The following is a 25603-nucleotide window of genomic DNA, read 5'->3' as shown; positions in this document are numbered from 1 at the left end:
GGAATCCGCCACCGCTAACCTCCCTGCTCAAGCGTATCGGATGCGGGTGGGCCCGACACCCGAGCAACACGCACGACGCGGGCGGTCTCGATCGCGTAGATGATGCCCGCCCACCAGTAGAGGAATGCGCCCCACAGCGTGACCGCCCAGCCGAAGGGCTCGCTCACCGGCTGCACCGCCGGGAACGCCAGTCCGAGCATGATCACCGGGAGCCCGGTGAACAGTGCGAAGGTCGCGGCCTTGCCGAGCTGGTGCACCGGGAGCGGACCGTAGCCGTGGTTGGCCAGCACGACGCCGAGCACGACGATCAGGGCGTCGCGCGCCACGATGACGATGACGATCCACCATGGCACGAGCTCGTTCGCGGCGAGCCCGATCAGCGCGGCGAAGATGTAGAGGCGGTCGGCGGCCGGATCGAGCAGTTGGCCGAGCCGCGTGACCTGGTCGAATCGCCGCGCGAGGAACCCGTCGAGCAGGTCGGTGAGGCTCGCCGCCACGAGCACGACCAGCGCTGGCACGTACTCGCCGGCCACCACGAGGACGAGGAAGACCGGCACGAGCAGCAGGCGGAGCATGCTGAGGACGTTCGGCACCGTCCAGATCCGCGTCGACACCCCCGTGTTCTGCCCACCCACGGGTCGATCCTATCCAGCGGCACCCCGCTCGAGCCGGGCGCGCAACGCGGGCCAGGCCTCGGCGAAGCGGGGATGGAGCGGCAGCGCGTCCACGTCGTCGGCCGCCGTCCACCGCAGCGCGATGCTCTCGGGGTCGGCCAGTCGCGGCTCGAAGCGCTGCGCGGCGTCGGCGACGACCGTCGTGTACGACCAGTAGCCCAGGTCGAGCACGCTCTCGAAGCGGGCGACCACGAGCCCCTGGGGCAGCCCCGCCTCCTCCGTGGCCTCGCGCAGCGCGGCCTCGAACGCGGACTCGCCGAGGTGACGTGCGCCGCCGGGGATTCCCCAGGTCCCGCCGAAGTGGCTCCACGCGGCGCGATGCTGCAGCAGCACCGCGCCGCTCGGCTCCACGACCAGCAGGCCGGCAGCGCCGTACCGGCCCCAGTAGCGGGCCCCGTCCGGACCGTGGACCCATCCGTCGCCGCTCTCGCCCGTCATCGTTCCAGCATGCCGCACGCCGCCGCGCCGGGCGCCCCTCGCGCCGCGGCATCGCGGTGCGGTGCCGGGCCGACCGGTCCAACTTTCGGTTGTTCCCGGTGCCCACCCCCGCTGCTAGCTTCATGGAACGGACCGCGAGTCCGGCACCGGCAGGCAGCGACAAGGGAGCCACCATGCAGCAGACGACCGAGACCGTCGAAGACGAGGTCGTGCTCCTCGACGAGTCGGGCACCCCGATCGGTCGCGCGCCCAAGAGCGCCGCGCACGGCCCCGACACCGCCCTCCACCTCGCGTTCTCGTGCCACGTGGTCAACCCCATCGGCGAAGTCCTGGTCACCCGCCGCGCGACGACGAAGCAGACGTGGCCGGGGGTGTGGACGAACTCGTTCTGCGGGCACCCCAAGCCCGCCGAACCCCTGCTGCACGCGGTGCACCGGCGCGCCGACCACGAGCTCGGACTCGAGCTCGAGTCCGTCGAGCTCGCACTCCCCCTCTTCCGGTATCGCGCGACGGACGCCAACGGCGTCGTCGAGAACGAGGTGTGCCCGGTGTACGTCGCGGTGGCGTCGGGCCAGCCCGATCCCAACCCACGTGAGGTCGTCGAGTACAGGTGGGTCGAGCCGCGTGCGCTCGCGACCGCGGTCGAGGCGACGCCCTGGGCGTTCAGCCCCTGGCTCGTCCTCCAGGCCAAGGAGCTGGAGCTCTTCCGTGCCTGAACTGCTCGACTCGGCGATCGACGAGGAGCTTCGCGCCTTCTTCGCCGAGGCCCGCGTGCGTGCAGGCCCCTACGGCGGACACTACGCGGCGTTGTGGGAGTCGATCGAGCACCAGAGCACGGGCGGCAAGCGGGTCCGGCCACGGCTCGTCTGGTCGGCGTACCGCGGGTTCGGGGGCGATGACCGCGGCCTCGTCACGAGGGTGGCCCTGGCGTTCGAGCTGCTCCACACGGCGTTCCTGATCCACGACGATCTCATAGACCGCGACCTCGTGCGCCGAGGGGCGCCGAACGTGGCAGGGCGATTCGCGGCACGCGCGCTCGCGCACGGCGCCGACGAACGGGCGAGCGCCGTCTGGGGCGAGACCGCGGCGGTCCTCGCGGGCGACCTGGCCCTGAGCCGCGCACATCGCGAGCTGGCGATGCTGCCGGTCGCGCGCGAGTGCCGCGAGGCGCTGCTCGACATCCTCGATCACGCCGTGTTCGTCTCGGCGGCCGGCGAGCTGTCCGACGTGGTGTCCTCGTTGCGGGGCACGACGCCGGCCATCGAGTCGGTCCTCGCAACCCTCGAGCACAAGACCGCCGTGTACTCCTGCGAGGCGCCGCTCGCGGCGGGCGCCGTGCTCGCCGGTGCCGACGACGAGTCCGTCGCCGCGCTCTGCCGCTTCGGCCGCCTGGTCGGCGTGGCCTTCCAGATCGCCGACGACGTGCTCGGCGTCTTCGGCGATCCGGTGGTCACGGGCAAGTCGTCGTCGGCCGACCTCCGCGAGGGCAAGCGCACGGCCCTCATCGCGCACGCGGCGACCACGCCGTCGTGGACCGCGATCTCGGACCGCCTCGGCGATCCCGCTCTCGCCGAGGCTGAAGCCGACGCGATCCGCGACGAGCTGCTCCGCTGCGGAGCGCTCGACGCCGCGATCGCGCTCGCCTGCGAGCACGTGACGCTGGCGCGGCACGAACTCGACGCCGCCGGCCTGCCGGACGGGCTCCGCGCAGAGCTCGGCGAGTTCGCCCAGCGCGCCGTGGAGCGGGTGCGATGAACCGGCACGAGCGCGGGTCGACGCTGGCACGGTACTCGGATGCCGCGACGGCGAGCTCGGCGACCGTGATCGCGCGCTACTCCACCTCGTTCGGCGCGGCGGCGCGCCTGCTCGATCCGGACGCGCGGCGCAGGGTCCGCTCCATCTACGCGCTCGTGCGCGTCGCCGACGAGATCGTCGACGGTGCGGCGGCCGAGGCCGGGCTCTCGCCCGAGCAGCAGCAGGCGGTGCTCGACGGACTCGAGGCCGAGGTCGAGCAGGCGGTGGCATCGGGGTACTCCGCCAACCTGGTGGTGCACGCCTTCGCCGCTGTCGCCCGCGAGGCCGGCTTCGGCTCCGAGCTCACGCAGCCCTTCTTCGCGTCGATGCGGCGCGACCTCGATCCCGCGCCCTTCTCCGACTCGGAGATCGGGCCGTACATCCACGGGTCCGCCGAGGTGATCGGCCTCATGTGCCTCGCGGTCTTCCTCGTCGGCGAGCCCGCTCGTCCCGATGACGCCCGGCGTGCACGGCTCGAGCAGGGTGCGATCCACCTCGGCGCCGCGTTCCAGAAGATCAACTTCCTGCGCGACCTCGCCGTCGACTGGCAGACACTCGGCCGCAACTACTTCCCCGCCATCGACCCCGACGCGTTCACCGAGGCCGACAAGACGGCGATCCTCGACGACATCGATCGCGACCTCGAGGTCGCGCGTCGCAGCCTCCCCGACCTGCCGCGTCGCGCACGAGCGGCGGTGTCGGCGGCGCACGGCCTCTTCGCGAGCCTCACCGCGCGATGCCGAGCGACCCCCGCGGCGGAGATCATGGCGACGCGCATCCGCGTGCCCGACGGCGAGAAGCTCGCCATCGCGGTGCGTTCGGCGCTCGGCACCGGAGCAGGCAGGCGATGATCGGCGCGTCCGAGCGCATGGTCGTGATCGGCGGGGGCATCGCCGGCCTCGCGACGGCCGCACTGCTCGCGCGCGACGGGCACCGGGTGACGCTCCTCGAGGCGCGGGACGAACTCGGCGGCCGGGCGGGCAGCTGGCAGCGCCACGGGTTCCGCTTCGACACCGGCCCGTCGTGGTACCTCATGCCCGAGGTCTTCGACCACTTCTTCCGCCTGTTCGGCACGAGCGCAGCCGAGCAGCTCGACCTGGTCCGGCTGGATCCGGGCTACCGGGTCCACGCCGAGGGCTACGACGACCCGCTCGACCTCCGGCCCACGCGCGCCGAGAACGTCGCGCTGTTCGAGTCGGTCGAGCCGGGCGCCGGCGCGGCGCTCGAGCGCTACCTCGACTCCGCGGCATCCACCTATGACATCGCGCGCCGCCGGTTCCTGTACACGAACTTCGACGATCCGCGCACCCTGCTGACCGGAGAGGTGCTGCGCCGCTCGGGCCGGCTGGCCCGGTTGCTCGCGACGCCGCTCGACCGGTTCGCCGCGCACGCCGTGCACGATCGGCGGCTCCGCCAGGTGCTCGGCTACCCCGCGGTGTTCCTCGGCTCGTCGCCCGATGCGACGCCGGCCATGTACCACCTGATGAGCCACATGGACCTCGAACAGGGCGTGTTCTACCCGCGGGGCGGGTTCTCGGCGCTCATCGAACGCATCACGGCGATCGCGATCGGCGCCGGCGTCGAGATCGTGACGGGCGCGCGCGTCGAGGCGATCGAGTTGTCGGGCGACGCGCGGCCCGCCGTGGCGGGTGCGCGCTTCCGCGATGCGACCGGGCGTGCGGTCGTCGCACCGGCGCATCGCGTGATCTCAGCCGCCGACCTGCACCACACCGAGACCGAGCTGCTCCCCCGCGCCGCGCAGACCTATCCCGAGACGTGGTGGGACCGCCGCACGTCAGGCCCGGGGGCGGTGCTCGCCATGCTCGGCATCCGAGGGCCCGTGCCCGGGCTCGCCCATCACACGCTGTTCTTCACCGAGGACTGGACGCGCAACTTCGGCGCGATCTTCGGCTCCGACCCGCACATCCCCGATCCGGCCTCGTTCTACGTGTGCATGCCGAGCGCGACCGATCCGACCGTCGCGCCCGAGGGCGATTCGAACCTGTTCGTCCTCGTCCCCGTGCCGGCCGACCCCGCGATCGGCCGGGGTGGGCTGGACGGCGCGGGCGACCGCCTCGTGGAGCAGGCGGTCGACCGGGCGATCGCGCGGATCGCCGAGGCGGCGGGCGGCGACGCGCTGGCCGATCGGATCGTGGTGCGCCGCACCGTCGGGCCTGCCGACTTCGCCGAGGACCTGAACTCGTGGCAGGGCGGCGCACTCGGCCCGGCGCACACGCTGCGGCAGAGCGCGTTCCTGCGCGGGACCAATCGCTCGCGGCGCGTCGACGGCCTGTACTACGCGGGCGGGTCGTCGGTGCCGGGGATCGGCCTGCCGATGTGCCTGATCAGCGCCGAGAACGTGCTGAAGCGCGTGCGCGGCGACCGCTCCGCCGGGCCGGTGGCCGAGCCGTCGCCCGACGCGACGCTCGAGGTCGCCGCGCGGAGCGCGACCTCGGGCACGGCGCGCGCATGACGGGATTCGCCTACCTCGGGGGCCTGCTCGTCGCCATCGCGTGCATGGCGCTCATCGACGCCCGCTGGCGGCTGGCGTTCTGGCGGGCGCCGATCGCGGCCGCGGTGACCATCGTGTCGGGCGTGGTGTACTTCCTGGCGTGGGACGCGGCGGGCATCCTGCTCGGCGTGTTCTTCCGGGGCCGCTCCGAGATCGTGACCGGGATCGAGCTCGCACCCGAACTGCCGCTCGAGGAGCCCGTGTTCCTCGCCTTCCTGTGCTACCTGACGCTGGTGCTGGTGCTGGGGGTCGAGCAGATGCTGCGCGCCCGCGCGGTCCGCGCGGACGAGGCATCCGGCTCGACCACGGTCGCGCCCCGCGAGGAGGAGCAGCGCCGCCCATGACCTACCTCCTCATGAGCCTGCCCTTCCTCGGGCTCGCCGGCGCCGGGGCGTGGGCGTGGCGCCCTCGCGAGCGCACCGCGAGGCGCAGCCGCCTGCTCGCGATGCTGATCGCCGCCGTGGTGCTGGTCGTGCTGACCGCCGTCTTCGACTCACTGATCGTCGCGACCGGGATCGTCGCCTACGACGACGCGCATCGACTGGGTCTCGCCATCGGCCTCGCGCCGATCGAGGACTTCCTGTACCCGCTGGCCGGCGTGCTCCTGCTGCCGGGGCTGTTCGACCGCGCTGCACGTCGATGGGCGCCGCGCCGCCCCACCTCCGATCGAGCGGACGCCGACCGGTGAGCGGCGCGTCGACGCATGGTGGCGGCCTCCGCCATCGCGCCGGGCAGGTGCTGCTCTCGTCGCGTCCGATCAGCTGGATCAACACGGCGTTCCCGTTCGCAGCCGCGTACGTGCTGACCACAGGCGAGGTCGACGCGCTCCTCGTGGTCGGCACGCTGTTCTTCCTCATCCCGTACAACCTGCTCATGTACGGCATCAACGACGTCTTCGACTACGAGTCCGACCTGCGCAATCCCCGCAAGGGCGGCGCCGAGGGCGCCCTGCTCGATCCGAGCCTGCATCGCGCCGTCGTGTGGGCGGGCGTGCTCACGTCCGCGCCGCTGCTCATCGCGATGCTGTGGCTGGCGGGGACGGGCGAGCCATGGTCGTGGGTCGTGCTGGCGGTCAGCCTGTTCGCCGTGTTCGCCTACTCCGTGCCGGGTCTCCGATTCAAGGAACGCCCGCTGCTGGACTCGATCACCTCGAGCACGCACTTCGTGAGCCCGGCCGTCTACGGACTCGCGGTCGCGGGCGCGGAGTTCACGTGGCCGCTCGTGGCTCTGCTCGCGGCGTTCTTCTGCTGGGGCATGGCCAGCCATGCCTTCGGCGCGGTGCAGGACGTCGTGCCCGATCGTGCGGCGGGCATCGCCTCGGTGGCCACCGCGTTCGGCGCTGCGGCGACGGTCCGGCTCGCGCTCGGCCTGTGGGCTGCGGCGAGCCTGCTGATGCTCGCGACGCCGTGGCCGGGTCCGCTCGCGGCCCTGCTCGTGCTGCCGTATCTCTGGGCGGCGTGGCCGTACCGCTCGGTGACGGATGCCGCATCGGGCGAGTCGAACCGCGGATGGCGGTCCTTCATCCTGATCAACTACTTCGTCGGCTTCGCCGTGACGATGCTCATGATCTGGTGGGCGCTGATCCGCTGAGCGGCCACCCGACCCGGCCTACGCTGGTGGGATGGCGGAGCTCGAGTCGGCACGGGTGGACGCGTGGCTGTGGGCCGTGCGCGTGTGCAAGACGCGGTCGGCCGCGACCGCCGCGTGCCGCGCCGGCCACGTGCGCGTGAACGGCGATCGAGCCAAGGCCGCGCAGCCGGTCCGCCCGGGCGACGAGGTGCGCGTGCGCCTGCACGGGTTCGACCGGATCCTGATCGTGCGACGCCCGCTCGTGAAGCGCGTCTCGGCCGAGGTCGCATCGACCGCCGCGGAGGACCGGACCCCGCCTCCCCCGCCGCGCGACGCGGTGCCGACCGTCGCGGTGCGCGACCGTGGCGCCGGACGCCCGACCAAGCGCGAGCGCCGCGACCTGGACCGCCTGCGCGGACGGTGACGGCGCAGGGCTAGCCTGAGACCGTGACCAAGGACCTCGCCCACGAACCCGAACTCCGCCGGTACGTCCTCAGGCTCGACGGCCAGGTCGCGTGCGTGCTCGACTACCGGGAGCTGGGCGACACCGTCGCCTTCGTCCGCACCTTCACCAACCCGCCCTACCGCGGCAGCGGCCTCGCCGCCGAGCTCGTGCGGTTCGCCGTCGACGACGTCGAGGAGCGCACGCAGCTGCGCATCGTGCCGAGCTGCTGGTACGTGGACCAGTGGTTCGACCGGCATCCCGACCGGCGCCACCTGCTCGACCCGCGCACGGCGTGAGCGTGGATCAGTACGAGCCGATCAGTACCAGTTGAGCGACTGCGAGTGGCCCCACGCGGCGCACGGCGAGCCGTACCCGCGCGAGATGTAGTCGAGGCCCCACTTGATCTGGGTGGCCGCGTTCGTGCGCCAGTCGGCGCCGGCGGTCGCGAGCTTCTCGGCGGGCCAGGCCTGCACGATGCCGTAGGCACCGCTCGAGGCGTTCGTCGCCTGGTAGTTCCAGCCCGACTCCTTGGTCCACAGCTGCACCAGGCACTGGAACTCGCCCTCGCCCCAGCCGTACTGGGCGGCGCCCATCTCCCGGGCGGTCTGCTTCGCGCCCTCCGGCGTGTTCGCACGCGCCAGCGCGTCGGCGGCGGCACGTGCGGCAGCGGCACGGTCGTGCGCGGCGGCTCCGTCGATCGCCGCCTGGATCTTCGCCTCGGTCTCGGCGGTCAGCGTGCGGACGTCGTCGAGCGGCAGTGCCTCGTAGTCGCCCAGCGAGGCGACGGACGAAGCGAGGTCGCCGGCATCGACCTTGCCCTCGACCGCGGCGAGGGTGTCCTCCGCGAGGGTGAGGGTGTCCTCTGCCTCGGCGTGGGTCTTCGCGGCGGCGATGCCCGCGTACGCGCCGAGCTGGTCGGTGGCGAGGCCGGTGGCCTCCGTCATCGCGGTGGTCTCGGCGACGCGCTGCCCGGCGAGCGCGGACTGCACGGTGAGGCCGGTCCCCGCGACGAGGCCGGTCGCGAGGACGGCGCCGACGACGAGGCGACGGCGGCCGTTGCGACGGCGGCGCAGCGTTCGCCGTGAGGCGGCGGGGGTGGGCGCGGAGACTCGGGGCCGGGGGGTGGTGGGGGTGATGGGGGTGGTGTGAGCGTCGATCTGCATAGCGTTCGAAGGGCTCGGATCCGGGGGTCGGGGGCCCTCCGAGCAGGGGCATGGACGGGCCCGGGCGAGGACGCCCTGGCACACAAGCCCACCACCCTGCCCCATGATTCTGAATGAATCCTCGGCTTCGGCTGGGCAGACGGTGATCGCCATGCCGTGCGCCACACTGGGTGCATGCCCCTCCCCGACCGCTCCGGCTTCCCGGTCCTCCAGCCCGCCGAACGCTGTCCGTGCCGCTCAGGACACCCCTTCGCCGAGTGCTGCGCCCCGTTCCTCGGCGGCGCACCGGCACCCACCGCGGTGCAGCTCATGCGACCCAGGTACACGGCGTACGTGGTCGGCGCCACGGCGTACCTGCTCGCCACGTGGCATCCGTCGACCCGGCCGGCATCGCTCGAGCTCGACCCGAACCTCACGTGGCGCTCGCTCGAGATCATCCGTACCGAAGGGGGCGGTCCCCTCGATCGTGAGGGCGTCGTCGAGTTCGCCGCACGGTACGCCGACGAGGGCGAGCGCGGCGTGCTCCACGAGACCAGCCGGTTCGTCCGCCGTGATCGATGGCAGTACGTCGACGGGATCGCCTGAACGGGCGCAGCCGGTCATGGCGGACGCATCGGCGGCACAGAGGCAACCCCGAGGTTGGCCACGTACCGTGGACGCCGTGACGCCGCTCGACGGAACCCCGCCCGCCCGACACCCGTCGCCCTCGATGCTGACGGCCCGAGCGCAGCGCACGCTCGACCGCATCGACGGCAGCACGCTCGACGAGATGCGAGCACTCCGCGACGAGACGGAGCGGTTCATGCTGCGCTACAAGTTCGGCATGGACGAGGTGATCACCAAGCTCTCGATCCTGCGCGAGGAGTTCAGCCAGGCGCACGCCTACAACCCGATCGAGCACATCTCGAGCCGGCTGAAGAGCCTCGACAGCGTGGTCGACAAGATGCGCCGGAAGGGCGTGGAACCCTCGTTCGACGCGATCCGCGAGACGGTGACCGACATCGCCGGCGTGCGGGTCACGTGCAGCTTCGTCTCGGACGCCTACCGGATCGCCGAGTTGCTCACCGCACAGGAGGACGTTCGCGTCATCCGGGTCAAGGACTACATCGCCGAGCCCAAGGCGAACGGGTACCAGAGCCTGCACCTGATCGTCGAGGTGCCCGTGTTCCTGTCGACCGGCGCGCATCCCGTCCGCGTCGAGGTGCAGATCCGCACGATCGCGATGGACTTCTGGGCGAGCCTCGAGCACAAGATCTACTACAAGTACGACCGGGTCGTCCCCGGCGAACTGCTCGACCAGCTCACGGACGCCGCCCGCACGGCGGCCGAGCTCGACGCCCGGATGGAACGGCTGCACCGCACCGTGCACGGCGCGCCGCCGCACGCCCGCACCGGGCCGACGCTCGCCTGAGCCCCGGTCACTCCCCCTCGGGCTTCTTCGCCCGGCTCGGCTGCACGCGAGTCGGCTCGCCGGGCATCTTCGGGAAGTCGGGCGGGAACGGCAGCTCGGTCAGACCGTCGTCGAGGTCGCGCTGCCACCACTCCAGGAGCGTGTCGATGCGGCCGGGCGCATCGTGCATGCCCTGCCACGGGTCACCGCGCTCCGCGAGGCGGGCGGGCACGGTCCGGACCGTGTGGTCGGCCGGCTCGGTGTGCTCGAGCTCGCTCCACTCCAGCGGGCACGAGACGGCCGCGTTCGCGAGGGCACGCGGACTGTACGCACCCGCCATCGTGCGATCCCGGTTGGCCTGGTTGAAGTCGAGGAAGATGCGCTCGCCGCGCTCCTCCTTCCACCACGCGGTCGTCACCTGCTCGGGCATGCGACGTTCGAGCTCACGCGCGAGCGCGATGACGGCGTGACGGACGTCGAGGAACTCGTGCTCGGGCTCGATGGGCGCGAACACGTGGATGCCGCGATTGCCCGAGGTCTTCACGAACCCGGTGAGCCCGACCTCGGCCAGCAGCTCGCGCAGGGCCAGCGCGGCCGGGACCGCCTCGGCGAAGCCCGTGCCGGGTTGCGGGTCGAGGTCGACTCGCAGCTGGTCGGGGAGGTCGGTCGCGTCGGCGCGCGAGGCCCACGGATGGAACACCACGGTGTTCATCTGGGCGGCCCACACCGCACCCGCCGGTTCGTCGACGACGAGTTGCGGATGCCGCCGGCCGCTCGGATAGGCGACCGTGACGTCGCGCATCCACTCGGGCGCTCCGCGCGGCGGATTCTTGGAGAAGAACCGTTCGCCCTCGACGCCCTCGGGGAACCGCTCGAGCGACACCGGCCGGCCGCCGTTCGCCTCGACGAACGCCGGCCCCACGGCGACGAGGTACTCGGCGAGCTCGACCTTGGTGATGCCCGCCTCGGGCCAGAGCACCCGTGTGGGACTGGAGACCCGCACGGCGCGCTCGCCGTCGGGTCCGGGGATGTGCAGGGTCACCGCGTCGCCGGCCATGGGCACGACGCTACCGCTCGCCGCCGACGCCGTGCGTCAGGCGCTCATCGTGGCGTAGCGCTGCGCGGCGCGAGCGCGGGCCTTCGCGGCCTCGACCTCGCGGTCCTTCGGGGGTGCCGACGTCGTGAGGTGGTCGAGCAGGTGCTGCGTGGCGTGCGCGATCTCCTCGACGGCGAGGTCGAACGCCGCCTGGTTGACCCTCGACGGATGCGTCGACCCGCTGACCTTGCGGACGTACTGGAGGGCCGCGGCGCGCACCTCCTCGCTGGTGGCGGCGGGCTCGAAGTTGTGGAGGGTGTGGATGTTCCTGCACATGCGGGGAGCCTAACCCCGGGCGCCGACTCCGTCGAGGGCGGGGGCGGCAGCGAGGGGCGTACCGAGGGCCGGATGCGCCGTCAATCCCCTGCCGGACGGCGGTGCCCGGGCCTACGGTGGGCAGCGGCCGCCGCACCGCGCGGATCACGGTCCGACGAACGGAGAGTGAGCATGATGCAGCCGCACGACCCGATCGAGGGCGAGTACACGGACTCGGAGCTGCCGCTGGACGCAGAGGTGCCGAAGGAGGCCGTCGCCGGCACCGACACCGTCGACGACGACGGCGACTGGGGCGATGACGACGTGGTCGTCGAAGAGGTCGAGGTGATCGAGTTCACCGACGACCGCGGCGACCGGCCGCTCCGCTAGCGCCGAGTCGCGAGCCGGCGCGATCACGACGGGTCGCGCCGGCTCGCACCGGATCGACGACCCCGGGCAGCGCGTCACGTGCCGCGGCGACCTCCGCGGCGGCATCCGCTGCCCGGCGTTCGGCTCGCCTGAGACGGCGCAACGCCATCGAGGTGGCGCCGTACCTGGCGGCGACGCGATCGCGTTCCTCGTCGACGCCCGTGATCACGTACGCGCTCGCGATGAGGACCACCTGGCTCGAGAGGTTGAGCCAGATCAGCAGGGCGATGAGCGATCCGAACGAGGCGAGCAGCGGGTTGCTGCGCGCGCCGCCGACGAACAGCCCCGAGAGCACCTGCAGCACGGTCAGTCCGAGACCGCCGAGCATCGCGCCCGACCACAGCGCACGCGCGCGCGGCCGCAGCCCCGACAGCAACCGGAACAGCCCGGCGATGACGACCGTGTCGATGACGAAGGCGACGAGGATCGAGACCGCTTGCGAACCGCCTTCGGGGAGCCATCCGACCGATGACAGGCCCAGCCAGCCGAGCGCGGTCCTGATCGCGCTCGTGCCGATGACCGTGATCGCGGCGCCCGCGACGAGGAGCAGCCCGAAGGCGACGGCGATGACCAGGTCGCGCAGCAGCTGCCACACGAAGAACGTCGTGTCATCCGGGATCCCGGCGAGCGTGCGCAGCGCGACCCGCAGCGATCCGATCGCGCCGATGGCGGCGCCGACCGTGCCGACGAGGGCGATCGCGCCGGCGATGCTGAGCGTGATCGGCTGGATGAGGTCGTCGGGATCGATGACGGCACCCTCGCCGACGAGCCCGGGGATGAGGTCGCTCACGGTGGCGACGATCGCCTCGATCGCGTCGGGATTGCCGGACAGCCAGATCCCGGCGATGGCGAAGCCGAGGAACGTGCCCGCGAAGACCGAGAAGAGCGTGCGATAGGTCACGCTGTCGGCCAGCATCGCGCCGTGCTGCTCCTGGTAGAGCAGGAACGCCCTGGCCGGCTTCGTGCTGAGCACCCACTCCACGAGGCGCGTCACCCGTGCCCGGAATCCGCCGCCTCGCGGCGCCGGGCCTCGGGTCTGCTCGTTCATGCCGTCAGGGTAGCGATGGATGCCGCGTCGGACATCGCCTTGACACGGGCGGGCCGTCAGCCGCCGTTCTTCCTCGCGGCCTTCTCAGCGCGCTGCGCCTTCGACTGTGCCCGGTTCTCGGCGCGCTGCGCCTTCGACTGTGCCCGGTTCTCGGCGACGAGCTCGGCGGCGAGGAGCTTCGCCTCGCCGACGTCGCCCGTGACCGGCCGCCACCACGACATCCTGGGATCGGCGTCGACCAGGATCGTGCGCCCCAGGAGGGTCAGCGGCACCGCGAGGATGGCGCCCACTGCGCCCAGCACGGCCGCCCAGAACAGCACCGAGGCGAACGTGATGCTCTGGCTCAGCTGGACGGCGTTGCCGATGACCCTGGGCTGGACGATGGACTGCACGACCGCGTTGACGATGCCGTAGATGACGATCACGGCGATGACGGTCGGGATCCCGCCGACGAGGTAGCCGAACACGAGCGGCGGGATGATCGCGATGAAGTAGCCGATGTTCGGGATGAAGCTGCAGATGAAGGACAGCAGGCCCCATAGTGCGGCGCCGGGGACCTGGAGCACCAGGAGCGCGAGCCAGTTCAGCACGCCCTGGGCGATGCCGAGCAGCGTGGTCATGACCATGTAACGGCGGACGCTGCTGCCGAACGAGGCGAGCGCGACCACGAGCGTGGGGCGGCGCATCTGCATCTGGCGGAGGATCGCGGGGACGAACGTGGCGTCCAGCGCCATGAGGATGAGCAGCGTGAGCAGCACCACGAGACCGAACACGATCCCCGAGATGCCGCCCAGCACGGCCGTGATGAGGTCGGCGGCGCGCGAGGGCTCGAATCCGTCGATGATCGTGGTGACCTGCTCGGGCCCGAAGCCGATCGAGGTCAGGAACGATCCGAGCTGTGCCGCGGCATCCTCGATCTGGGGGGCGAACTGCGGCAGCAGGGTGGTGAACTGCGCGAGCGCGAACAGGAGCGCGGCGAAGAAGCCGGCGAGCAGACCGAACACGGCGAGGATCGCGATGACGGTCGCGAGCCCGCGCGGGACTCCGCGGCCCTCCATCCATCGGCGGGCCGGATGCACGCAGATCGTGAGCACGAGGGCGAAGAAGACGGGGCCGACCACCCCGCGCATCGCTCCGATCCCGAACGTGACGACGACGAAGGCGGCGAGCCCGAGCAGGATCACCGTCGCCCGCGGCAGCGCCCACTGCGTCGATGCATCGATCGTGCTCACGCTGCCGTCCACGGCCTTCGGAGCCGGCTCAGGCGTGGACTTCTCGCGGTGCCACCAGCGACGGACCATGCGTCCCCCGATCATCGGGTCGTGGAGCAGCGGCGGCGGCTCCTTCCGCGGACGCTAGCACCGGAGCGACCGGGGCGTTCGGGACTTCGGTCCCCGTCGACGCACGCGTTCCTCGAAGCGGGAGGAGGCGGCCCCGGCCCAGCAGGATGCCGGCGAGGACGAGGACGAGCCCCGCGACCTGCAATGCGCCGAGCACCTCGCCGGCGAGCAGCACGCCGAGCAGCACGCCGGTGACCGGGTTGAGCAGGCCGACGAGCCCGACCGTTCCGGCGGGAAGGTGCGCGAGTCCGCCGAACCAGGCGACGAAGGCGACGGCCGTCGCGACGATGCTGACGTAGGCGAACGCGGCGACGCCGGCGCCGTCGAGCGCGGGTGGCGCTCCTTCGACCACGAGCGCCGCCGGGACGAGCATCGCGCCGCCCGTGAGCAGCTGCCACCAGGTCACCGCCAGCACGTCGGTGTCGTCCTTCCAGCGCTTGGCGAGCACGTAGCCCAGCGACGAGAGCAGCATGGCGGTGACGGATGCCACCACGCCGACGGGGTCGATGGCGCCCGCGTCGGCCGACAGCAGGAGCACGACCCCGGCGAGCCCGATCGCCGCGCCGATGAGCGGCACGACGCGGAGCCGCTCATCGGCGAGCAGCCAGGCGAGCAGCATCATGACGGCGGGCGAGGTGGCCATGACGGTCGAGGCGACGCTCGTCGGGAGCAGTTGCGCGACGACGTAGACCAGCGCGAAGAAGATCCCGACGTTGAGCGCCCCGAGGATCGGGGCTCGCCACCACCATGCGCCACGCGGGCGGATCGGTCGCACGACGAGCAGGAGCACCGCCGCGGGCAGTGCCCGCAGCACCGCGCCCCACAGCGGAGCGTCGGACGGCAGGAACTCGCGCGTCACGTAGTAGGTGCTCCCCCACGCGATCGGCGCGATCGCGGTCACCAGCACCCAACGCCAGATAGTTTCCATGGAAGGCACTATATCTTCCATGGAAGATAGAATCCACCTCATGACCGATCGCGTCGCCGAGCACCCCGATCACGTTGCCCGCATCATGTCGGAGTGGCGCCGCGAACGGCCCGACCTCGATGTCTCACCGCAGGGCGTGATCGGCCGCCTGCACCGGCTGGCGAACGCGCTCACCGAGGAACTCGTCGCCGTGTACGGACGATTCGGGCTCGCGGAGGGCGAGTTCGATGTCCTCGCGACGCTCCGACGCGCGGGCGCCCCCTACGAACGGACGCCGAGCGACCTGGCCGCATCGACCATGGTCACGAGCGGCGCGATGACGAAGCGGATCGACCGACTCGAGCAGCGCGGGCTCGTCACGCGACGCGCGAGCGAGACCGACGGCCGCGGGCGGGTCATCGCGCTCACGCCCGGGGGGCGCGAGCTCATCGACGCCGTCATGACGGCGCACATCGCCAACGAGCACCGACTGCTCGCCGCGATCGGCGACGCCGACCGTCATGCCCTGGAAGACGCGCTCACCCGGTGGCTGGCAGCCTTCGAGGCGCCGGCCACCGGGTGAGCGATGGTTCGGGATGGGGGCTGGATCAGTACCAGCCGACCGACTCCGAGTGCGACCAGGCGCCGCACGGGGTGCCGTAGCGGCCGGCGATATAGCCGAGGCCCCACTTGATCTGGGTGGCCGCGTTGGTGGCCCAGTCGGCACCGGCCGTGGCCATCTTGTCGCCGGGCAGGGCCTGCGGGATGCCGTACGCGCCGCTCGAGGGGTTCTGGGCGTAGACGTTCCAGCCCGACTCACGGTCCCAGAGCGAGACGAGGCAGCCGAACTGGTCGGAGCCCCAGCCGTACATCGAGGACATGAGGTCGCGGGCGATCGCCTGCGCGCCGCTCGGGTTGGCCGGACCGCTCGGGTACGACGGCGACGAGGACTCCTGCGCGGCGGCATCGGCGGCGGCCTTCTCGGCGGCGGCCTTCTCGGCCGCGGCCTTCGCAGCAGCCGCCTTCTCGGCGGCCTTCTTGTCGAACGCGGCGATGTCGGCCTTCACGTCGTCGACGCCCGAGGCGGCGGCGTCCGCCAGCTCGAACACGCGCTCGGGGGCGAGGTAGGTGTAATCCTCGAGGCTCGCGACCGTGGACGCGAGGTCGGCGGCATCCGCCTTGCCCTTCGCCGCGGCGATGGTGTCGGTTGCGACGGCGAGCGTGTCCTCGGCCTGCTTCACGGCGTGGGCCTCGAGGAGGCTGCCCTGCGCATCGAGCTGGTCGATGCCGCGGTCTCGGGCCTCGGCGAGCGCCGCCGTCTCGGTGACGCGGAGGTTCTGGTCGGCGACCGCCGACTGGACCGCGAAGCCGGAGCCGACGACGGCCCCGACCGCGACGACCGCGCTGGCGCCGATCACCATCGACTTGCGGTTGCGGCGGACGCGACGCACTCGAGCACGGTTCGCGTCGAGGGGGCGGGTGGGCGTGGTGGTACTGGGGGAACTCTTCAAGTTGCGCATAGATCTCGTAGGCCGGCCCGCACGTGCTGTCAGTACGGCCGAGCGTTCTCTCGTCTCGGTGCAGATGGGGGGTCGCCGCGGCGAAGTCGCTAGTCTGCAGACCTTTCCTCCATGAGTCGTGCCCTTTTCCTGTGAAAGTCATCCAAACGGAGGACGGTCTCCCACGCATTCGGGTACCGGATTCGCGGTCGGACGTCGGCCCGGCGCCTCACTTCCGGCCGTGCGAGAAATCCGGATATCCCTGCCAGTCCCCCGGCCCGTGGGAGCGCACGAACGCCCGATGCACGCGCTCGCACGCGCCGCGGAGCGTGGTGCCCCAGCCGAGCAGCGCGCCCTCGAATTCCGCGCGGTACCGGACCTCGCCGTCGACGCGGACGATCGTCACCCGGCCGTACTCGTGCCCGATCGAGTCGACCAGCCGCCACCGGCCCGGTTCGGGTTCGTCGGCGGCGAGAATCGGATGCCACGTGGCCAGTGCTGCTCCCTCCAGAGCGCCCCGGCCGACGTGCCTCAATCGTACGTCGCTCCGTTCACGCGCGACGACCTCGCCGCCCCGGATCGCGGGCCTCCCGCTCCCCCGACGTGTGCGACGCCATCCATGCCGCCCGTCGTCGCCATCGTCGCGCGGGGAACTCCTCCGGCCAGTGGGCGACGATGGAGTGCACGCCGCGGCGGAACCGCAGTCGCACGTCCCCGCCGAGCGCGCGCATCGAGATGCCCATCCCGAGGCCGGAGTCGTACCGGAACCGACGGCAGGGTCCCAGGTGCACCGAGAGGTCCATGTCGTCGTGCATGAGCAGGTCGTCACGATGCACGTCCTCGCGCACCGCGCGCCACGCGTCGCGGCGGAGCGCCAGGTTCGAGCCGAACAGCGGCACATGCCCGAGAGCGGGAGCGACCGTCGCCACGTAGCTCCCGAGGTAGATGGCGGACAGCAGCGGGCGGAGCGCGCGCGGTCCGTCGATGAAGCGCGCCGGACCCGTGATCGCGTCGAGCACGGCATCGTCCGTGAACGCGGAGCGGATGCGCCGGATCCAGTCGGCCGGCGGCACGCAGTCCGCATCGAGCCGAGCGATCACCTCGCCGACCGCCTCGTCGAAGCCGCGCGCCGACGCGGCGGGGATGCCGGGCCGGGACTCGGACACGACCCGGGCGCCGCGCTCTCGTGCGACGTCGGCCGAGCCATCCGTCGACCCGTTGTCGACCACGATCACCTCGTCGGGCGAATCACGCTGGTCTGCGAGCGCGGCCAGGCAACGCCGGAGCAGCACCGCGTCGTCCTTGACGGGGATCACGACCGAGATCGTCGGCGCCGGGTGCATGCGCCCATCGTGCCGGATCGACGCGACGCGCCGGGAGGGCTTGCGCGGCACGCCGGGACGGCGCAGCGCGGCGCGAACGGGACGCGTTACGCGATCCCCGTTCCCGCTCCCGATCCGCCCGGGACCGCCGCGCGGCGCACGTGGCTGCGGGCGTGCTCGACGGCGGCGGGCAGTTCGTCGAACAGGTGCCGGCGATCCCGCAGCGAGTCGATCACCCCGACGCGGCGCGCCAGTTCGAGGTGACGACCCTGGATGCCCTTCACGAGCACGGTGACGCCACGCCGCTCGAGCGCGTGGATCAGCTCGGTGATCACCTGCGCGCCGGTGGCGTCGAGCAGCTGCAGCTGCGACATCCGGATGATCACGACGTCGACGTCGCGGAGCGCCGCGACCCGCTCGAGCATGCGCTCGGCCGCGCCGAAGAACAGGGCGCCCTCGAGTCGGAACAGCGCGACCCGCTCGTCGCCCGGCTCGGCCGGTGCAGGCAGCTCCTCCCGGTGCACGCCGCTCGAGCGCGCGACCGACCGGAGCGCGAGGAACGCGGCGACGGCGACGCCGACGAGGACGGCCGTGATGAGGTCGACGCTCACCGTGATGATCGCGGTCCCGACGAACACGGCCGCGTCGGCGCGCGTCGACCCCACGACGGTGCGCACGGTGGCGAGCGGGATCATGCGCGCGGCGGTCACCATGAGCACGCCCGCGAGCGCCGCGAGCGGGATGGCGCCGACGACCGTCGCCCCGAGCGCGACCATGCCCGCCAGCAGGACCGCGTGCACGATCGCCGCGAGCCGGGTGCGCCCACCGGTGCGTACGTTCACCGCGGTGCGCGCGATGGCCCCAGTCGCCGGCATGCCGCCGAAGGCGGCGGAGGCGATCGACGCGAGGCCCTGGCCGACGAGCTCGCGGTCGGCGTCGTACGGCCCGGTGTCGGAGATCGAGGCAGCGACGCGTGCCGACAGCAGCGACTCGATCGCGGCGAGCGCGGCGACCGTCGCGGCGGGCAGGAGCAGGGAGGTGAGCGTGTCGGGAGCGACCACCGGGATCGCGGGCATGGGCAGCCCGCTCGGCAGGGCGCCGATCGTGGCCACGGGAAGCCCGGCGAGCGCGGTGATCGCGGTCACGACGATGATGCCGAGGATCGAGCCGGGGACGAGCCGGTGCACGCGCGGGGCCACGAGCATGATCGCCGCGACGGCCGCGACGACCGCCAGCGACCACGCGGCATCCGGCCACGACGCACGCAGGATCGCGTCGATCGCTCCGACGACGGCGTTCGCGCCCTCGGTGGCGGGCACCCCGACGGCGGCGGGCACCTGCTGCAGGAAGATGATGACCGCGATGCCGAGCGTGAACCCCTCGATCACCGGCCAGGGGATGAAGGTGACCGCCCGCCCGAGCCGGAGCACGCCGGCCGCGAGCACCATGAGGCCGGCGAGCAGCCCGACGACCGCGAGCGCGCTGGTCCCGTGCGTCGCGATGATCGGGGCGAGCACGACGACCATGGCGCCGGTCGGCCCGGACACCTGGACGTTCGAGCCGCCGAAGACGGCCGCCACGAGCCCGGCGACGATCGCGGTGACGAGCCCGCTGGCGGCGCCCGCGCCCGAACTCACCCCGAACGCGAGCGCGAGCGGGAGCGCCACGATGCCGACCGTGACACCTGCGACGAGGTCGCCCTTCCACGTGCGCCGCAGGTCGCGGTAGTCCGCAGTCGAGGGCAGCAGCGAGCGGATGCCGCGTGCGGCGCGTCGCGCGGCGGTGTCGGTCATGCGCGGGCCGCCGGGCCCGTCGCGGCCCGCAGCTCGGGCAGGCCCGACTGCGCGACGAGCTGGCGCTCGGTGTCCTCGAGGATCTCGCCGAGGAGGACGCGCGCGACGCGCAGCAGGTCGGCGACCTGCGGGTACGCGAGCCGGTAGGCGACCTGGTTGCCGCGTCGCTCCGCAGTGACCAGGCCGTAGTTCCTGAGCACGGCGAGATGCTGCGAGAGGTGGGATGCCTCGAGACCCGTCGCGTCGAGCAGGTCTGCGACAGGCGTCTCGTCATCGGGTGAGACGGCGAGCACCTCGAGCACGCGCACGCGCACCGGGTGTGCGAGGCCCTTGAACAGGTTGGCCTTGACCTCGTAGAGCGGACGACTGGCGTCGGTGAACACGGCGACTCCTTCATGGATTGATGAATCCATCAATCCATTATGCGCCAGCTGACCAGTCGTGATCCCGCACGACGGTTGCCGAATGCGTTTTCCCCCAGCAGACTGTCCGCCATGGGCGAGCCGGCCGCGCCCCCGTCACCTCCGCTCGTGTTCGACACGCGCGGAACCGCGCCGCGCGATCGCATCGCGCTGACCCGGGAGATCGCGCGCGGCCTGCCGACGCCGGTCGACCTGGTCGCGCCCGAACCGGACCGGTTCCGGCTCCGCGTCGCGACTCACCGCCTCGGGACCATCTCCCTCCTCCGCAACCAGGGTGTCGGCGCGAGCGTGTCGAGGAACGAGCGGATGTCCCGACGTGCGCCGCATGCTCGGCTCATCGTGGGCATCGCCGAGCGCGGCGGCGCCCCGGATGGGGCCGCCGGCCGACCCACCGAGCTCATGCTGTACTCGTCGCGCCGCAGCTACGTGGCGCGACTCGACGGTGTCCGACGCACGTTCGTGTCGGTGGACTACGACGACCTGCGGCTGCCCGCTCGGATCGTCGAAGCACGCCTCCATAGGCCGATCGACGCGCGGAGCGGCATCCCCAACGTCGTCGCGACCTCGCTGCTGGCGATCGCCGACCTCCGATTCGGCGAGCGCGCGGTCGATGCGTCTCCGCTGACGCGGCCGGTGATCGAACTCGTGCGGACGCTGCTGACGGTCACGGCGGGCGACGAGTTCCGCGCGCGCGAGCCGATGCGTGCGACGCTCGGCGAGCGCATCCTGCGGTTCATGGAGGACGGGCTCGCCGACCCATCGTTGAACGTCGGCGTCGTCGCGCGCGCCCACCACATCTCCGATCGGTACGTCTACGCGATCCTGCAGTCGATGGGCATCGTCTTCGGCGACTGGGTGCGCGGGCGTCGCCTCGAGGAGTGCGCGGCGATGCTCTCCGATCCGTCGTCGCGCGCGCTCACGGTGTCGGACATCGCGTTCCGCTGGGGATTCCGCGACCACTCCGCGTTCTCGCGTGCGTTCCACCGGTCGTACGGCGTCACCCCGAGCGAGTGGCGCCGGCGCTGGTCGTGAGTCGGCCGGGGGCCGCGCACGACGGCGGGATTGTGCGGACTCGGCACAGTGCGAGTGCGAGCTGTGCCGAGCGACCGGTGCGCGGACGACGTAGGTTCGCCGGGACCCGACCGGCATCGACGCCACCTCCCGGAAGGAACCCCGCATGTCCACCATCGTCCTCGTCCACGGCGCCTTCGCCGACGCATCCGGATGGAACGACGTCATCACCCGCCTGCAGGGCGACGGCCACACCGTGATCGCGCCCGCCAACCCGCTCCGCGGCCTCCAGTCCGACGCCGCATACCTCCGCGCGTTCCTCGAGACCCTCGAGGGTCCCGTCGTGCTCGTCGGCCACTCGTACGGCGGCGCGGTGATCACCAACGCGGCGACCGGCCTGGAGCACATCGCCGCCCTCGTCTACATCGCGGCGTTCGCCCTCGACGAGGGCGAGGCGGTCGGGCAGGCGACGGCGCTCGGCGGCGACGCGCCCGACCTGCTCGCCGTCACGGTCATCCGCCCGTTCCCCGGCGCCGCCGAGCGCGACGGCGACGCCTACCTGAACCCCGACGTCTTCCCGCAGGTGTTCTGCCAGGACCTCGCACCGGAGCTCGCGACGGCGATGGCCGCGGCCCAGCGCCCCGCGGCGCTCGCCTCGCTCGTGCAGCCGTCGGGGCCGCCGGCGTGGCGGAGCATCCCGAGCTGGTACCTCGTCGCGTCGTCCGATCGGGTCATCCCGCCGGCAGCCGAGCGCGTGATGGCCGAACGGGCCGGAGCGACGACCGTCGAGATCGAGAGCTCGCATGTCGCCATGATCAGCCATCCCGACGAGGTCGCCTCGCTCATCCGCGACGCGGTGGCGGCAACGGTGCCGGCGCCGGTGGGCTGACCGGGATCCCGGCCGCGCGGGCGGGTTCGCTGTACGCCCGCGCGAGGTCGGCGACCGTCGCGTGCGCGTTGAGCCCGCTGGGATTCGGCACCACCCAGAGCTCGGCCCCGCCGAGCGTCTCGTCCTGGCGTCCGGCGCGCGCCTTCGGCCGGTCGAATCCCTGCCGGTAGGCCGTGAGGCCGACGACCGCGACGACCCGCGGATGCCACCGCGCCACGTCGTCGGCGAGGCGCACGGCACCGGCGCGCAGCTCGGCCCGGTCGAGCTCGTCGGCTCGGGCCGTCGCGCGGTGCACGAGGTTGGAGATGCCGATCCCGGCGTCGAGGAACATGCGCCGGTCGTCCTCGGTCAGGCCGTCGGCGAAGGCGGGCAGTCGGGGAATCACGCCTGCCACGACGAGCGCGGGGTAGAACCGGTTCCCGGGGTGCGCGAAATGCGTGCCGGTGGCGGCCGTCCAGAGCCCCGGGTTGATGCCGACGAAGACGAGTCGCGGGTGGGCGGGCATGAGGTCGTCGACGCTCCGGTCGCGGAACGACTGGAGCTCGGCGCGCGTGAATCCCATCGACATCCCTACTTCGAACCGGTCCCGACGACCTCGGCCGCCCTGGCGACGCGCGCGATCAGCGCACGCGTGGCGCGCACGTGCGCGCCGGTGCCCATGAGCAGGGCGCGGTACACCGCACCTCGCAGGCCCGGGAAGATCGCGCGCGTCTCGGCGCGCAGCCGGCTGCGGCCGGCGCCGACCTCGTCGATGCGGAACACGAGCTCGTAGTCGGAGTAGCGGTGCAAGCCGGAGAGCACCAGCATCGACGGGCGCTCGACGGTCACGACGTGGAATCCCGGCACGGCGGACCATGGCGCGAGCGGTCGCGGGCCGGATCGGGTGGTGTCCTCGCAGCCGAGCAGGCGTGCGAACCACGGACTGCCGACCGATTCGACCACGCGCTCGAGCGCCGACCACACCGCCTCGCGATCTGCGGCGACCTCGACCGCGTGCTCGTCGACGTACGGCAGCTCCAGCACGAGGCCGGCCCGGCGGAGGTGGTCGACGAGATGGGTGGTCAGGTGCATCCTGTGGAGCTCGTCCGCGCCGACCCACCGCGCGTCATCCGCGTCGTCGCCGTGGCGGAGCACCCCGCCCGTGACGCTCGCGGCGAAGTCGTGGACCTCGAACTCCCGCCCGTCACCGGTCGGCACGCGTACGGTCCACAGCTCACGCCCGACCTCGACCTCGAGACCCGTCTCCTCGCGCGCTTCCCTGGCCGCAGCTGCCTCGAACGATTCGCCGCGCTCGACCCGCCCACCCGGGACCGACCAGCGACCCCGCTGCGGCGAGCGCCCGCGCTTGACCAGCAGCACCCGGCCGACGTCGTCGACGATCACTGCGCTCGCGCCCGGAACGACCTCCATGCCACCACCGTAGGCGGCTCGGCGCGGCACCTCAGCGCGCCAGCACCCGGGTCGGCGTGACGGGCCACGGGAAGAGGCGGGTGCGGGCGACGCCGAGGATCTCGCTCGCCGGCACGAACGACTCGCGCCACTGGCGAGCGTCATGCGAATCGTCGCGCCGGTCGCCGAGCACGAACACCCGATCGCCCGGCACCGTGAACGAACCGCGGAACGCCCGGGAGCGGCGTGCGTACGGCTCGAACAGCGGCTCTCCGTTGAGCACCACCACGCCGTCCTCGGCGAACCGGACGTGGTCGCCCGGCAACGCGATCATCCGCCTGATGCGGGGCTTCGGATCATCCGGGACCCGGAACACGAGGATCTCGCCGCGGCGCAGCCGCCTGACGCCGCGCACGCGGCTGGCCAGCAGCACGTCGCCCTCCTCGAGTGCCGGGCGCATCGCATCGGACCGCACCACCGTCATGAATGCCGCAGGACGGATGTCCACCGATGCTCCCTCCGGCCCGCGAGGGCAGCGGCGCCACGCGCCAGACTAGGGCTCCTCGGGATCGCCCTCGCACGACTGTCCACAGGCCAGGTCATCGCGCACTGAAGGCGTCGAGGAACCGATCGCGGAATGCGCTCATCGGCCAGACGGGCGCATCCGGCGACGGCAGCATCCCGTCCTGCCACCGCCAAGCCTCGATAGACTCGAAGACGGCCGCGTCCTTCGAGATGATGCTGATCGGCACGTCGTGACCGGCCTCCTGCCCGCTCACGATCGTCGCGGGCTGGTGGTCGCCCAGCACCACCAGCACGAGGTCGGGGTCCTCGCATTCGTCGAGGAACGCGAACAGCGCGCCGAGCGAGTACTCGATGGACTGCGCGTACGCCCGCCGCACCCGGTCGGGGTCCTGCCAGACCTCGGTCGCGGACTCCCCCCGGGCGAACTGGCGCTCGAACACGGCGCTGTCGTCGGCCTCGGACCACGGCACGAGCTCCGGGAGCGGTGCCCACGGCGAGTGCGAGGAGACGAGGTCGATCTCGGCCATGACCGGCCGGGCATGGTCCGCGAGCTCATGGTCGTCGAAGTACTTCAGGGTGTACTGATCGGGAACTCGTGCATACCCGAACCTCGGCCCTCCGTAGCCCACGTCGTTCGCGTCGACCATCGAGTCCCAGTGGTAGAACGAGGTGCCGAACGGCCACGGTTTCGTGTTCGACGGGATGACGCCGACCGTGCGCCATCCGGCTCGCCCGAATGCGTCGCTCAGCGTGAACCGATCGCTTCGGATCACCCTGCTGTAGAGCGCCTGCCGGTCGACCCAGAGCCCGGTGTGCAGCGACGAGTGCGCGAGCCAGCTGAGGCCCCCGAACGTCGGCGAGGTGAGGAAGCCGCTCTGCGAGGAGTAACCGTCGGCACGGAGCTGCGCCTCGCCGTCGCGCAGCACGCGGCCCACGCCCTCCGACACGCCGGGGCCCTCCACGGCCACCCTGCCGTAGCTCTCGATGAAGACGAACACGACGTCCTTGCCCTCGAGCGACGTCAGCAGCTCGGAACGCGGCGTGTCGCGAAAGGGGTCCGTCGCGATCTGGCGCGAGAGTTCCGCGGCGGCCACGAGCCCGTCGGCGGCGTGGGAGACTGACGCGCTGATCGCCTGGACGGACGCTGCCGCCGCCGGCTGCCTCGCGGCGAGCGGCGCGGCCGCCATGGCGGCGACGATCCATGCGGCGGTCACGGCCGAGATCACCGCCGTCCCCGTCGCGCGACGCCGCAGGGCGGCCCCCGCGCTCAGCGCCGCCCATGAGAGCGCAAGCACCAGCCCGACCGCGATGACGGCGAGGAGCACGACCACCCCCCTCGCGGCGCCGACGCCGATCGATCCCTCGAGGACCCCGAAGGCGTCACCCAGCTGCTGCCAGTCGAGCGGATCGAAGGGGATGTCGAGCACCGACTCGTACCCGGCGTCGATCGCGGCGAAGACGATCGCGAGCACGACGACGATCCCGAAGCCGATCGCGACGACGCCGCGTGCGAGACGCCAGGGAAGCAGGCAGAGCAGGGCCAGCACGAGGATCGACTCGCCGGGCAGGCCGATGAGCGCGGCCGCATCGCCGTCGGCGAGCGCTCCGGGCAGGAGCGGAACCAGGACGAGGAGCAGGATCGCGAGCGCGAGCGAGACCCGTCCGCGCACCTGGGGTCCCCACGCGCGTGAAC

Annotated in this window: 32 protein-coding genes; 15 read left to right on the top strand and 17 right to left on the bottom strand. The window is 72.3% G+C overall.

What is annotated here, in order from left to right:
- Positions 1-14 precede the first annotated feature (14 nt).
- Positions 15-635 (bottom strand): CDP-alcohol phosphatidyltransferase family protein, encoded by a 621-nt coding sequence (locus ACFQ58_RS07290; RefSeq protein WP_376950417.1) that lies wholly within the window; start codon positions 633-635, stop codon positions 15-17.
- 9 nt (positions 636-644) lie between these two features.
- Positions 645-1112, bottom strand: coding sequence for an NUDIX domain-containing protein (locus ACFQ58_RS07285; RefSeq protein ID WP_376950416.1), 468 nt, complete (start codon positions 1110-1112; stop codon positions 645-647).
- Between the two features lie 173 nt (positions 1113-1285).
- Between ACFQ58_RS07285 and idi the strand changes: the two genes are divergently transcribed.
- Genes idi through ACFQ58_RS07240 form a run of 9 tightly spaced genes read left to right on the top strand, consistent with a single transcriptional unit; the run spans position 1286 to position 7728 of the window.
- Positions 1286-1828: an isopentenyl-diphosphate Delta-isomerase gene (gene idi, locus ACFQ58_RS07280; protein ID WP_376950415.1), complete on the top strand. Its 543-nt coding sequence runs from the start codon at positions 1286-1288 to the stop codon at positions 1826-1828.
- Complete coding sequence (locus tag ACFQ58_RS07275) at positions 1821-2867, top strand: polyprenyl synthetase family protein (RefSeq protein WP_376950414.1); 1047 nt, start codon at positions 1821-1823, stop codon at positions 2865-2867. The genes idi and ACFQ58_RS07275 overlap by 8 nt, the downstream gene beginning before the upstream one ends.
- Positions 2864-3757, top strand: a complete 894-nt coding sequence (locus tag ACFQ58_RS07270; protein ID WP_376950413.1) for a phytoene/squalene synthase family protein — start codon at positions 2864-2866, stop codon at positions 3755-3757. The genes ACFQ58_RS07275 and ACFQ58_RS07270 overlap by 4 nt, the downstream gene beginning before the upstream one ends.
- Positions 3754-5379: a phytoene desaturase family protein gene (gene crtI / locus ACFQ58_RS07265; RefSeq protein ID WP_376950412.1), complete on the top strand. Its 1626-nt coding sequence runs from the start codon at positions 3754-3756 to the stop codon at positions 5377-5379. Before ACFQ58_RS07270 ends, crtI begins: the two co-directional genes overlap by 4 nt.
- A complete protein-coding gene (locus ACFQ58_RS07260; protein WP_376950411.1) occupies positions 5376-5762 on the top strand; it encodes a lycopene cyclase domain-containing protein in 387 nt (128 codons plus the stop codon). The genes crtI and ACFQ58_RS07260 overlap by 4 nt, the downstream gene beginning before the upstream one ends.
- The gene (locus tag ACFQ58_RS07255; RefSeq protein ID WP_376950410.1) at positions 5759-6106 is read left to right on the top strand and encodes a lycopene cyclase domain-containing protein; all 348 of its coding nucleotides are present in this window, start codon (positions 5759-5761) and stop codon (positions 6104-6106) included. The genes ACFQ58_RS07260 and ACFQ58_RS07255 overlap by 4 nt, the downstream gene beginning before the upstream one ends.
- Positions 6103-7008, top strand: coding sequence for a prenyltransferase (locus tag ACFQ58_RS07250; RefSeq protein WP_376950409.1), 906 nt, complete (start codon positions 6103-6105; stop codon positions 7006-7008). The genes ACFQ58_RS07255 and ACFQ58_RS07250 overlap by 4 nt, the downstream gene beginning before the upstream one ends.
- A 31-nt stretch (positions 7009-7039) precedes the next feature.
- Positions 7040-7411 carry an RNA-binding S4 domain-containing protein gene (locus ACFQ58_RS07245; protein WP_376950408.1) on the top strand — a complete coding sequence of 124 codons (372 nt, stop codon included), beginning with the start codon at positions 7040-7042 and terminating at the stop codon, positions 7409-7411.
- A gap of 23 nt (positions 7412-7434) precedes the next feature.
- Complete coding sequence (locus ACFQ58_RS07240) at positions 7435-7728, top strand: GNAT family N-acetyltransferase (RefSeq protein ID WP_376950407.1); 294 nt, start codon at positions 7435-7437, stop codon at positions 7726-7728.
- A 21-nt stretch (positions 7729-7749) separates the two neighbouring features.
- On the opposite strand, the gene ACFQ58_RS07235 is transcribed toward ACFQ58_RS07240, so the two are convergent.
- Entirely contained in the window at positions 7750-8595 is an 846-nt protein-coding gene (locus tag ACFQ58_RS07235) for a hypothetical protein (RefSeq protein WP_376950406.1), read from the bottom strand.
- A gap of 174 nt (positions 8596-8769) precedes the next feature.
- On the opposite strand from ACFQ58_RS07235, the gene ACFQ58_RS07230 reads away from it, so the two are divergent.
- Both ACFQ58_RS07230 and ACFQ58_RS07225 read left to right on the top strand, forming a co-directional pair.
- Positions 8770-9180 carry a YchJ family protein gene (locus tag ACFQ58_RS07230; RefSeq protein WP_376950405.1) on the top strand — a complete coding sequence of 137 codons (411 nt, stop codon included), beginning with the start codon at positions 8770-8772 and terminating at the stop codon, positions 9178-9180.
- Between the two features lie 184 nt (positions 9181-9364).
- Positions 9365-10006 carry a GTP pyrophosphokinase family protein gene (locus ACFQ58_RS07225; RefSeq protein ID WP_376951102.1) on the top strand — a complete coding sequence of 214 codons (642 nt, stop codon included), beginning with the start codon at positions 9365-9367 and terminating at the stop codon, positions 10004-10006.
- Positions 10007-10013: 7 nt separating this feature from the next.
- Here the strand turns inward: ACFQ58_RS07225 and ligD are convergent, their stop codons facing one another.
- Together ligD and ACFQ58_RS07215 are read right to left on the bottom strand one after the other, a co-directional pair.
- Positions 10014-11042 carry a non-homologous end-joining DNA ligase gene (gene ligD / locus ACFQ58_RS07220; RefSeq protein WP_376950404.1) on the bottom strand — a complete coding sequence of 343 codons (1029 nt, stop codon included), beginning with the start codon at positions 11040-11042 and terminating at the stop codon, positions 10014-10016.
- A gap of 36 nt (positions 11043-11078) precedes the next feature.
- Complete coding sequence (locus tag ACFQ58_RS07215) at positions 11079-11357, bottom strand: DUF2277 domain-containing protein (RefSeq protein ID WP_376950403.1); 279 nt, start codon at positions 11355-11357, stop codon at positions 11079-11081.
- A 171-nt stretch (positions 11358-11528) separates the two neighbouring features.
- Here ACFQ58_RS07215 and ACFQ58_RS07210 point away from each other — a divergent pair, with 171 nt between their 5' ends.
- Positions 11529-11726, top strand: coding sequence for a hypothetical protein (locus tag ACFQ58_RS07210; protein WP_376950402.1), 198 nt, complete (start codon positions 11529-11531; stop codon positions 11724-11726).
- On the opposite strand, the gene ACFQ58_RS07205 is transcribed toward ACFQ58_RS07210, so the two are convergent.
- Genes ACFQ58_RS07205 through ACFQ58_RS07195 form a run of 3 tightly spaced genes read right to left on the bottom strand, consistent with a single transcriptional unit; the run spans position 11692 to position 15081 of the window.
- Positions 11692-12813: a YihY/virulence factor BrkB family protein gene (locus tag ACFQ58_RS07205; RefSeq protein ID WP_376950401.1), complete on the bottom strand. Its 1122-nt coding sequence runs from the start codon at positions 12811-12813 to the stop codon at positions 11692-11694. The two genes, ACFQ58_RS07210 and ACFQ58_RS07205, sit on opposite strands and share 35 nt — an antisense overlap.
- 56 nt (positions 12814-12869) lie before the next feature.
- The gene (locus tag ACFQ58_RS07200) at positions 12870-14045 is read right to left on the bottom strand and encodes an AI-2E family transporter (RefSeq protein ID WP_376950400.1); all 1176 of its coding nucleotides are present in this window, start codon (positions 14043-14045) and stop codon (positions 12870-12872) included.
- A gap of 28 nt (positions 14046-14073) precedes the next feature.
- Positions 14074-15081 carry a DMT family transporter gene (locus ACFQ58_RS07195; protein WP_376950399.1) on the bottom strand — a complete coding sequence of 336 codons (1008 nt, stop codon included), beginning with the start codon at positions 15079-15081 and terminating at the stop codon, positions 14074-14076.
- Positions 15082-15121: 40 nt separating this feature from the next.
- Here ACFQ58_RS07195 and ACFQ58_RS07190 point away from each other — a divergent pair, with 40 nt between their 5' ends.
- Positions 15122-15643, top strand: coding sequence for a MarR family winged helix-turn-helix transcriptional regulator (locus tag ACFQ58_RS07190; protein WP_376950398.1), 522 nt, complete (start codon positions 15122-15124; stop codon positions 15641-15643).
- Between the two features lie 25 nt (positions 15644-15668).
- Here ACFQ58_RS07190 and ACFQ58_RS07185 read toward each other — a convergent pair whose 3' ends face one another.
- From ACFQ58_RS07185 to ACFQ58_RS07165, 5 genes are all read right to left on the bottom strand, one after another.
- Positions 15669-16511, bottom strand: coding sequence for a hypothetical protein (locus tag ACFQ58_RS07185; RefSeq protein WP_376950397.1), 843 nt, complete (start codon positions 16509-16511; stop codon positions 15669-15671).
- Positions 16512-16788: 277 nt separating this feature from the next.
- On the bottom strand, positions 16789-17094 hold the full coding sequence (locus ACFQ58_RS07180) for a hypothetical protein (RefSeq protein ID WP_376950396.1): 306 nt from the start codon (positions 17092-17094) through the stop codon (positions 16789-16791).
- Between the two features lie 16 nt (positions 17095-17110).
- The gene (locus ACFQ58_RS07175) at positions 17111-17902 is read right to left on the bottom strand and encodes a glycosyltransferase family A protein (RefSeq protein WP_376950395.1); all 792 of its coding nucleotides are present in this window, start codon (positions 17900-17902) and stop codon (positions 17111-17113) included.
- Positions 17903-17988: 86 nt separating this feature from the next.
- Positions 17989-19674 carry a SulP family inorganic anion transporter gene (locus tag ACFQ58_RS07170; protein ID WP_376950394.1) on the bottom strand — a complete coding sequence of 562 codons (1686 nt, stop codon included), beginning with the start codon at positions 19672-19674 and terminating at the stop codon, positions 17989-17991.
- Positions 19671-20087 carry an ArsR/SmtB family transcription factor gene (locus ACFQ58_RS07165; RefSeq protein ID WP_376950393.1) on the bottom strand — a complete coding sequence of 139 codons (417 nt, stop codon included), beginning with the start codon at positions 20085-20087 and terminating at the stop codon, positions 19671-19673. Before ACFQ58_RS07165 ends, ACFQ58_RS07170 begins: the two co-directional genes overlap by 4 nt.
- Before the next feature lie 81 nt (positions 20088-20168).
- Here ACFQ58_RS07165 and ACFQ58_RS07160 point away from each other — a divergent pair, with 81 nt between their 5' ends.
- Together ACFQ58_RS07160 and ACFQ58_RS07155 are read left to right on the top strand one after the other, a co-directional pair.
- Positions 20169-21128 carry a helix-turn-helix transcriptional regulator gene (locus tag ACFQ58_RS07160; RefSeq protein WP_376950392.1) on the top strand — a complete coding sequence of 320 codons (960 nt, stop codon included), beginning with the start codon at positions 20169-20171 and terminating at the stop codon, positions 21126-21128.
- 145 nt (positions 21129-21273) lie between these two features.
- Positions 21274-21996 carry an alpha/beta fold hydrolase gene (locus tag ACFQ58_RS07155; protein WP_376950391.1) on the top strand — a complete coding sequence of 241 codons (723 nt, stop codon included), beginning with the start codon at positions 21274-21276 and terminating at the stop codon, positions 21994-21996.
- Here the strand turns inward: ACFQ58_RS07155 and ACFQ58_RS07150 are convergent.
- The 4 genes from ACFQ58_RS07150 to ACFQ58_RS07135 all read right to left on the bottom strand — a co-directional run bounded on the left by ACFQ58_RS07150 (position 21950) and on the right by ACFQ58_RS07135 (position 25580).
- A complete protein-coding gene (locus ACFQ58_RS07150) occupies positions 21950-22558 on the bottom strand; it encodes a mismatch-specific DNA-glycosylase (RefSeq protein WP_376950390.1) in 609 nt (202 codons plus the stop codon). The two genes, ACFQ58_RS07155 and ACFQ58_RS07150, sit on opposite strands and share 47 nt — an antisense overlap.
- Before the next feature lie 8 nt (positions 22559-22566).
- Complete coding sequence (locus ACFQ58_RS07145) at positions 22567-23406, bottom strand: NUDIX domain-containing protein (RefSeq protein ID WP_376950389.1); 840 nt, start codon at positions 23404-23406, stop codon at positions 22567-22569.
- Positions 23407-23437: 31 nt separating this feature from the next.
- Positions 23438-23893, bottom strand: a complete 456-nt coding sequence (lepB, locus tag ACFQ58_RS07140) for a signal peptidase I (protein ID WP_376950388.1) — start codon at positions 23891-23893, stop codon at positions 23438-23440.
- A gap of 91 nt (positions 23894-23984) precedes the next feature.
- A complete protein-coding gene (locus ACFQ58_RS07135; RefSeq protein ID WP_376950387.1) occupies positions 23985-25580 on the bottom strand; it encodes a sulfatase-like hydrolase/transferase in 1596 nt (531 codons plus the stop codon).
- Positions 25581-25603: the final 23 nt, after the last annotated feature.

Origin of the sequence: Agromyces sp. NPDC056523 (genome assembly GCF_042794545.1) — a bacterium.
Classification (GTDB): Bacteria; Actinomycetota; Actinomycetes; order Actinomycetales; family Microbacteriaceae; genus Agromyces.
The sequence above is the reverse complement of the archived record's forward strand: the minus strand, read 5'-3'. Positions and strand labels throughout refer to the sequence as shown.

Coding starts and splice junctions, on each gene's coding strand:
- ACFQ58_RS07285 (WP_376950416.1), bottom strand. CDS start 1,112: ATGACGGGCGAGAGCGGCGACGGATGGGTCCACGGTCCGGACGGGGCC.
- idi (WP_376950415.1), top strand. CDS start 1,286: ATGCAGCAGACGACCGAGACCGTCGAAGACGAGGTCGTGCTCCTCGAC.
- ACFQ58_RS07270 (WP_376950413.1), top strand. CDS start 2,864: ATGAACCGGCACGAGCGCGGGTCGACGCTGGCACGGTACTCGGATGCC.
- crtI (WP_376950412.1), top strand. CDS start 3,754: ATGATCGGCGCGTCCGAGCGCATGGTCGTGATCGGCGGGGGCATCGCC.
- ACFQ58_RS07260 (WP_376950411.1), top strand. CDS start 5,376: ATGACGGGATTCGCCTACCTCGGGGGCCTGCTCGTCGCCATCGCGTGC.
- ACFQ58_RS07255 (WP_376950410.1), top strand. CDS start 5,759: ATGACCTACCTCCTCATGAGCCTGCCCTTCCTCGGGCTCGCCGGCGCC.
- ACFQ58_RS07245 (WP_376950408.1), top strand. CDS start 7,040: ATGGCGGAGCTCGAGTCGGCACGGGTGGACGCGTGGCTGTGGGCCGTG.
- ACFQ58_RS07235 (WP_376950406.1), bottom strand. CDS start 8,595: ATGCAGATCGACGCTCACACCACCCCCATCACCCCCACCACCCCCCGG.
- ACFQ58_RS07230 (WP_376950405.1), top strand. CDS start 8,770: ATGCCCCTCCCCGACCGCTCCGGCTTCCCGGTCCTCCAGCCCGCCGAA.
- ACFQ58_RS07225 (WP_376951102.1), top strand. CDS start 9,365: ATGCGAGCACTCCGCGACGAGACGGAGCGGTTCATGCTGCGCTACAAG.
- ligD (WP_376950404.1), bottom strand. CDS start 11,042: ATGGCCGGCGACGCGGTGACCCTGCACATCCCCGGACCCGACGGCGAG.
- ACFQ58_RS07215 (WP_376950403.1), bottom strand. CDS start 11,357: ATGTGCAGGAACATCCACACCCTCCACAACTTCGAGCCCGCCGCCACC.
- ACFQ58_RS07210 (WP_376950402.1), top strand. CDS start 11,529: ATGATGCAGCCGCACGACCCGATCGAGGGCGAGTACACGGACTCGGAG.
- ACFQ58_RS07205 (WP_376950401.1), bottom strand. CDS start 12,813: ATGAACGAGCAGACCCGAGGCCCGGCGCCGCGAGGCGGCGGATTCCGG.
- ACFQ58_RS07195 (WP_376950399.1), bottom strand. CDS start 15,081: ATGGAAACTATCTGGCGTTGGGTGCTGGTGACCGCGATCGCGCCGATC.
- ACFQ58_RS07190 (WP_376950398.1), top strand. CDS start 15,122: ATGACCGATCGCGTCGCCGAGCACCCCGATCACGTTGCCCGCATCATG.
- ACFQ58_RS07175 (WP_376950395.1), bottom strand. CDS start 17,902: ATGCACCCGGCGCCGACGATCTCGGTCGTGATCCCCGTCAAGGACGAC.
- ACFQ58_RS07170 (WP_376950394.1), bottom strand. CDS start 19,674: ATGACCGACACCGCCGCGCGACGCGCCGCACGCGGCATCCGCTCGCTG.
- ACFQ58_RS07165 (WP_376950393.1), bottom strand. CDS start 20,087: ATGGATTCATCAATCCATGAAGGAGTCGCCGTGTTCACCGACGCCAGT.
- ACFQ58_RS07160 (WP_376950392.1), top strand. CDS start 20,169: ATGGGCGAGCCGGCCGCGCCCCCGTCACCTCCGCTCGTGTTCGACACG.
- ACFQ58_RS07155 (WP_376950391.1), top strand. CDS start 21,274: ATGTCCACCATCGTCCTCGTCCACGGCGCCTTCGCCGACGCATCCGGA.
- ACFQ58_RS07150 (WP_376950390.1), bottom strand. CDS start 22,558: ATGGGATTCACGCGCGCCGAGCTCCAGTCGTTCCGCGACCGGAGCGTC.
- ACFQ58_RS07145 (WP_376950389.1), bottom strand. CDS start 23,406: ATGGAGGTCGTTCCGGGCGCGAGCGCAGTGATCGTCGACGACGTCGGC.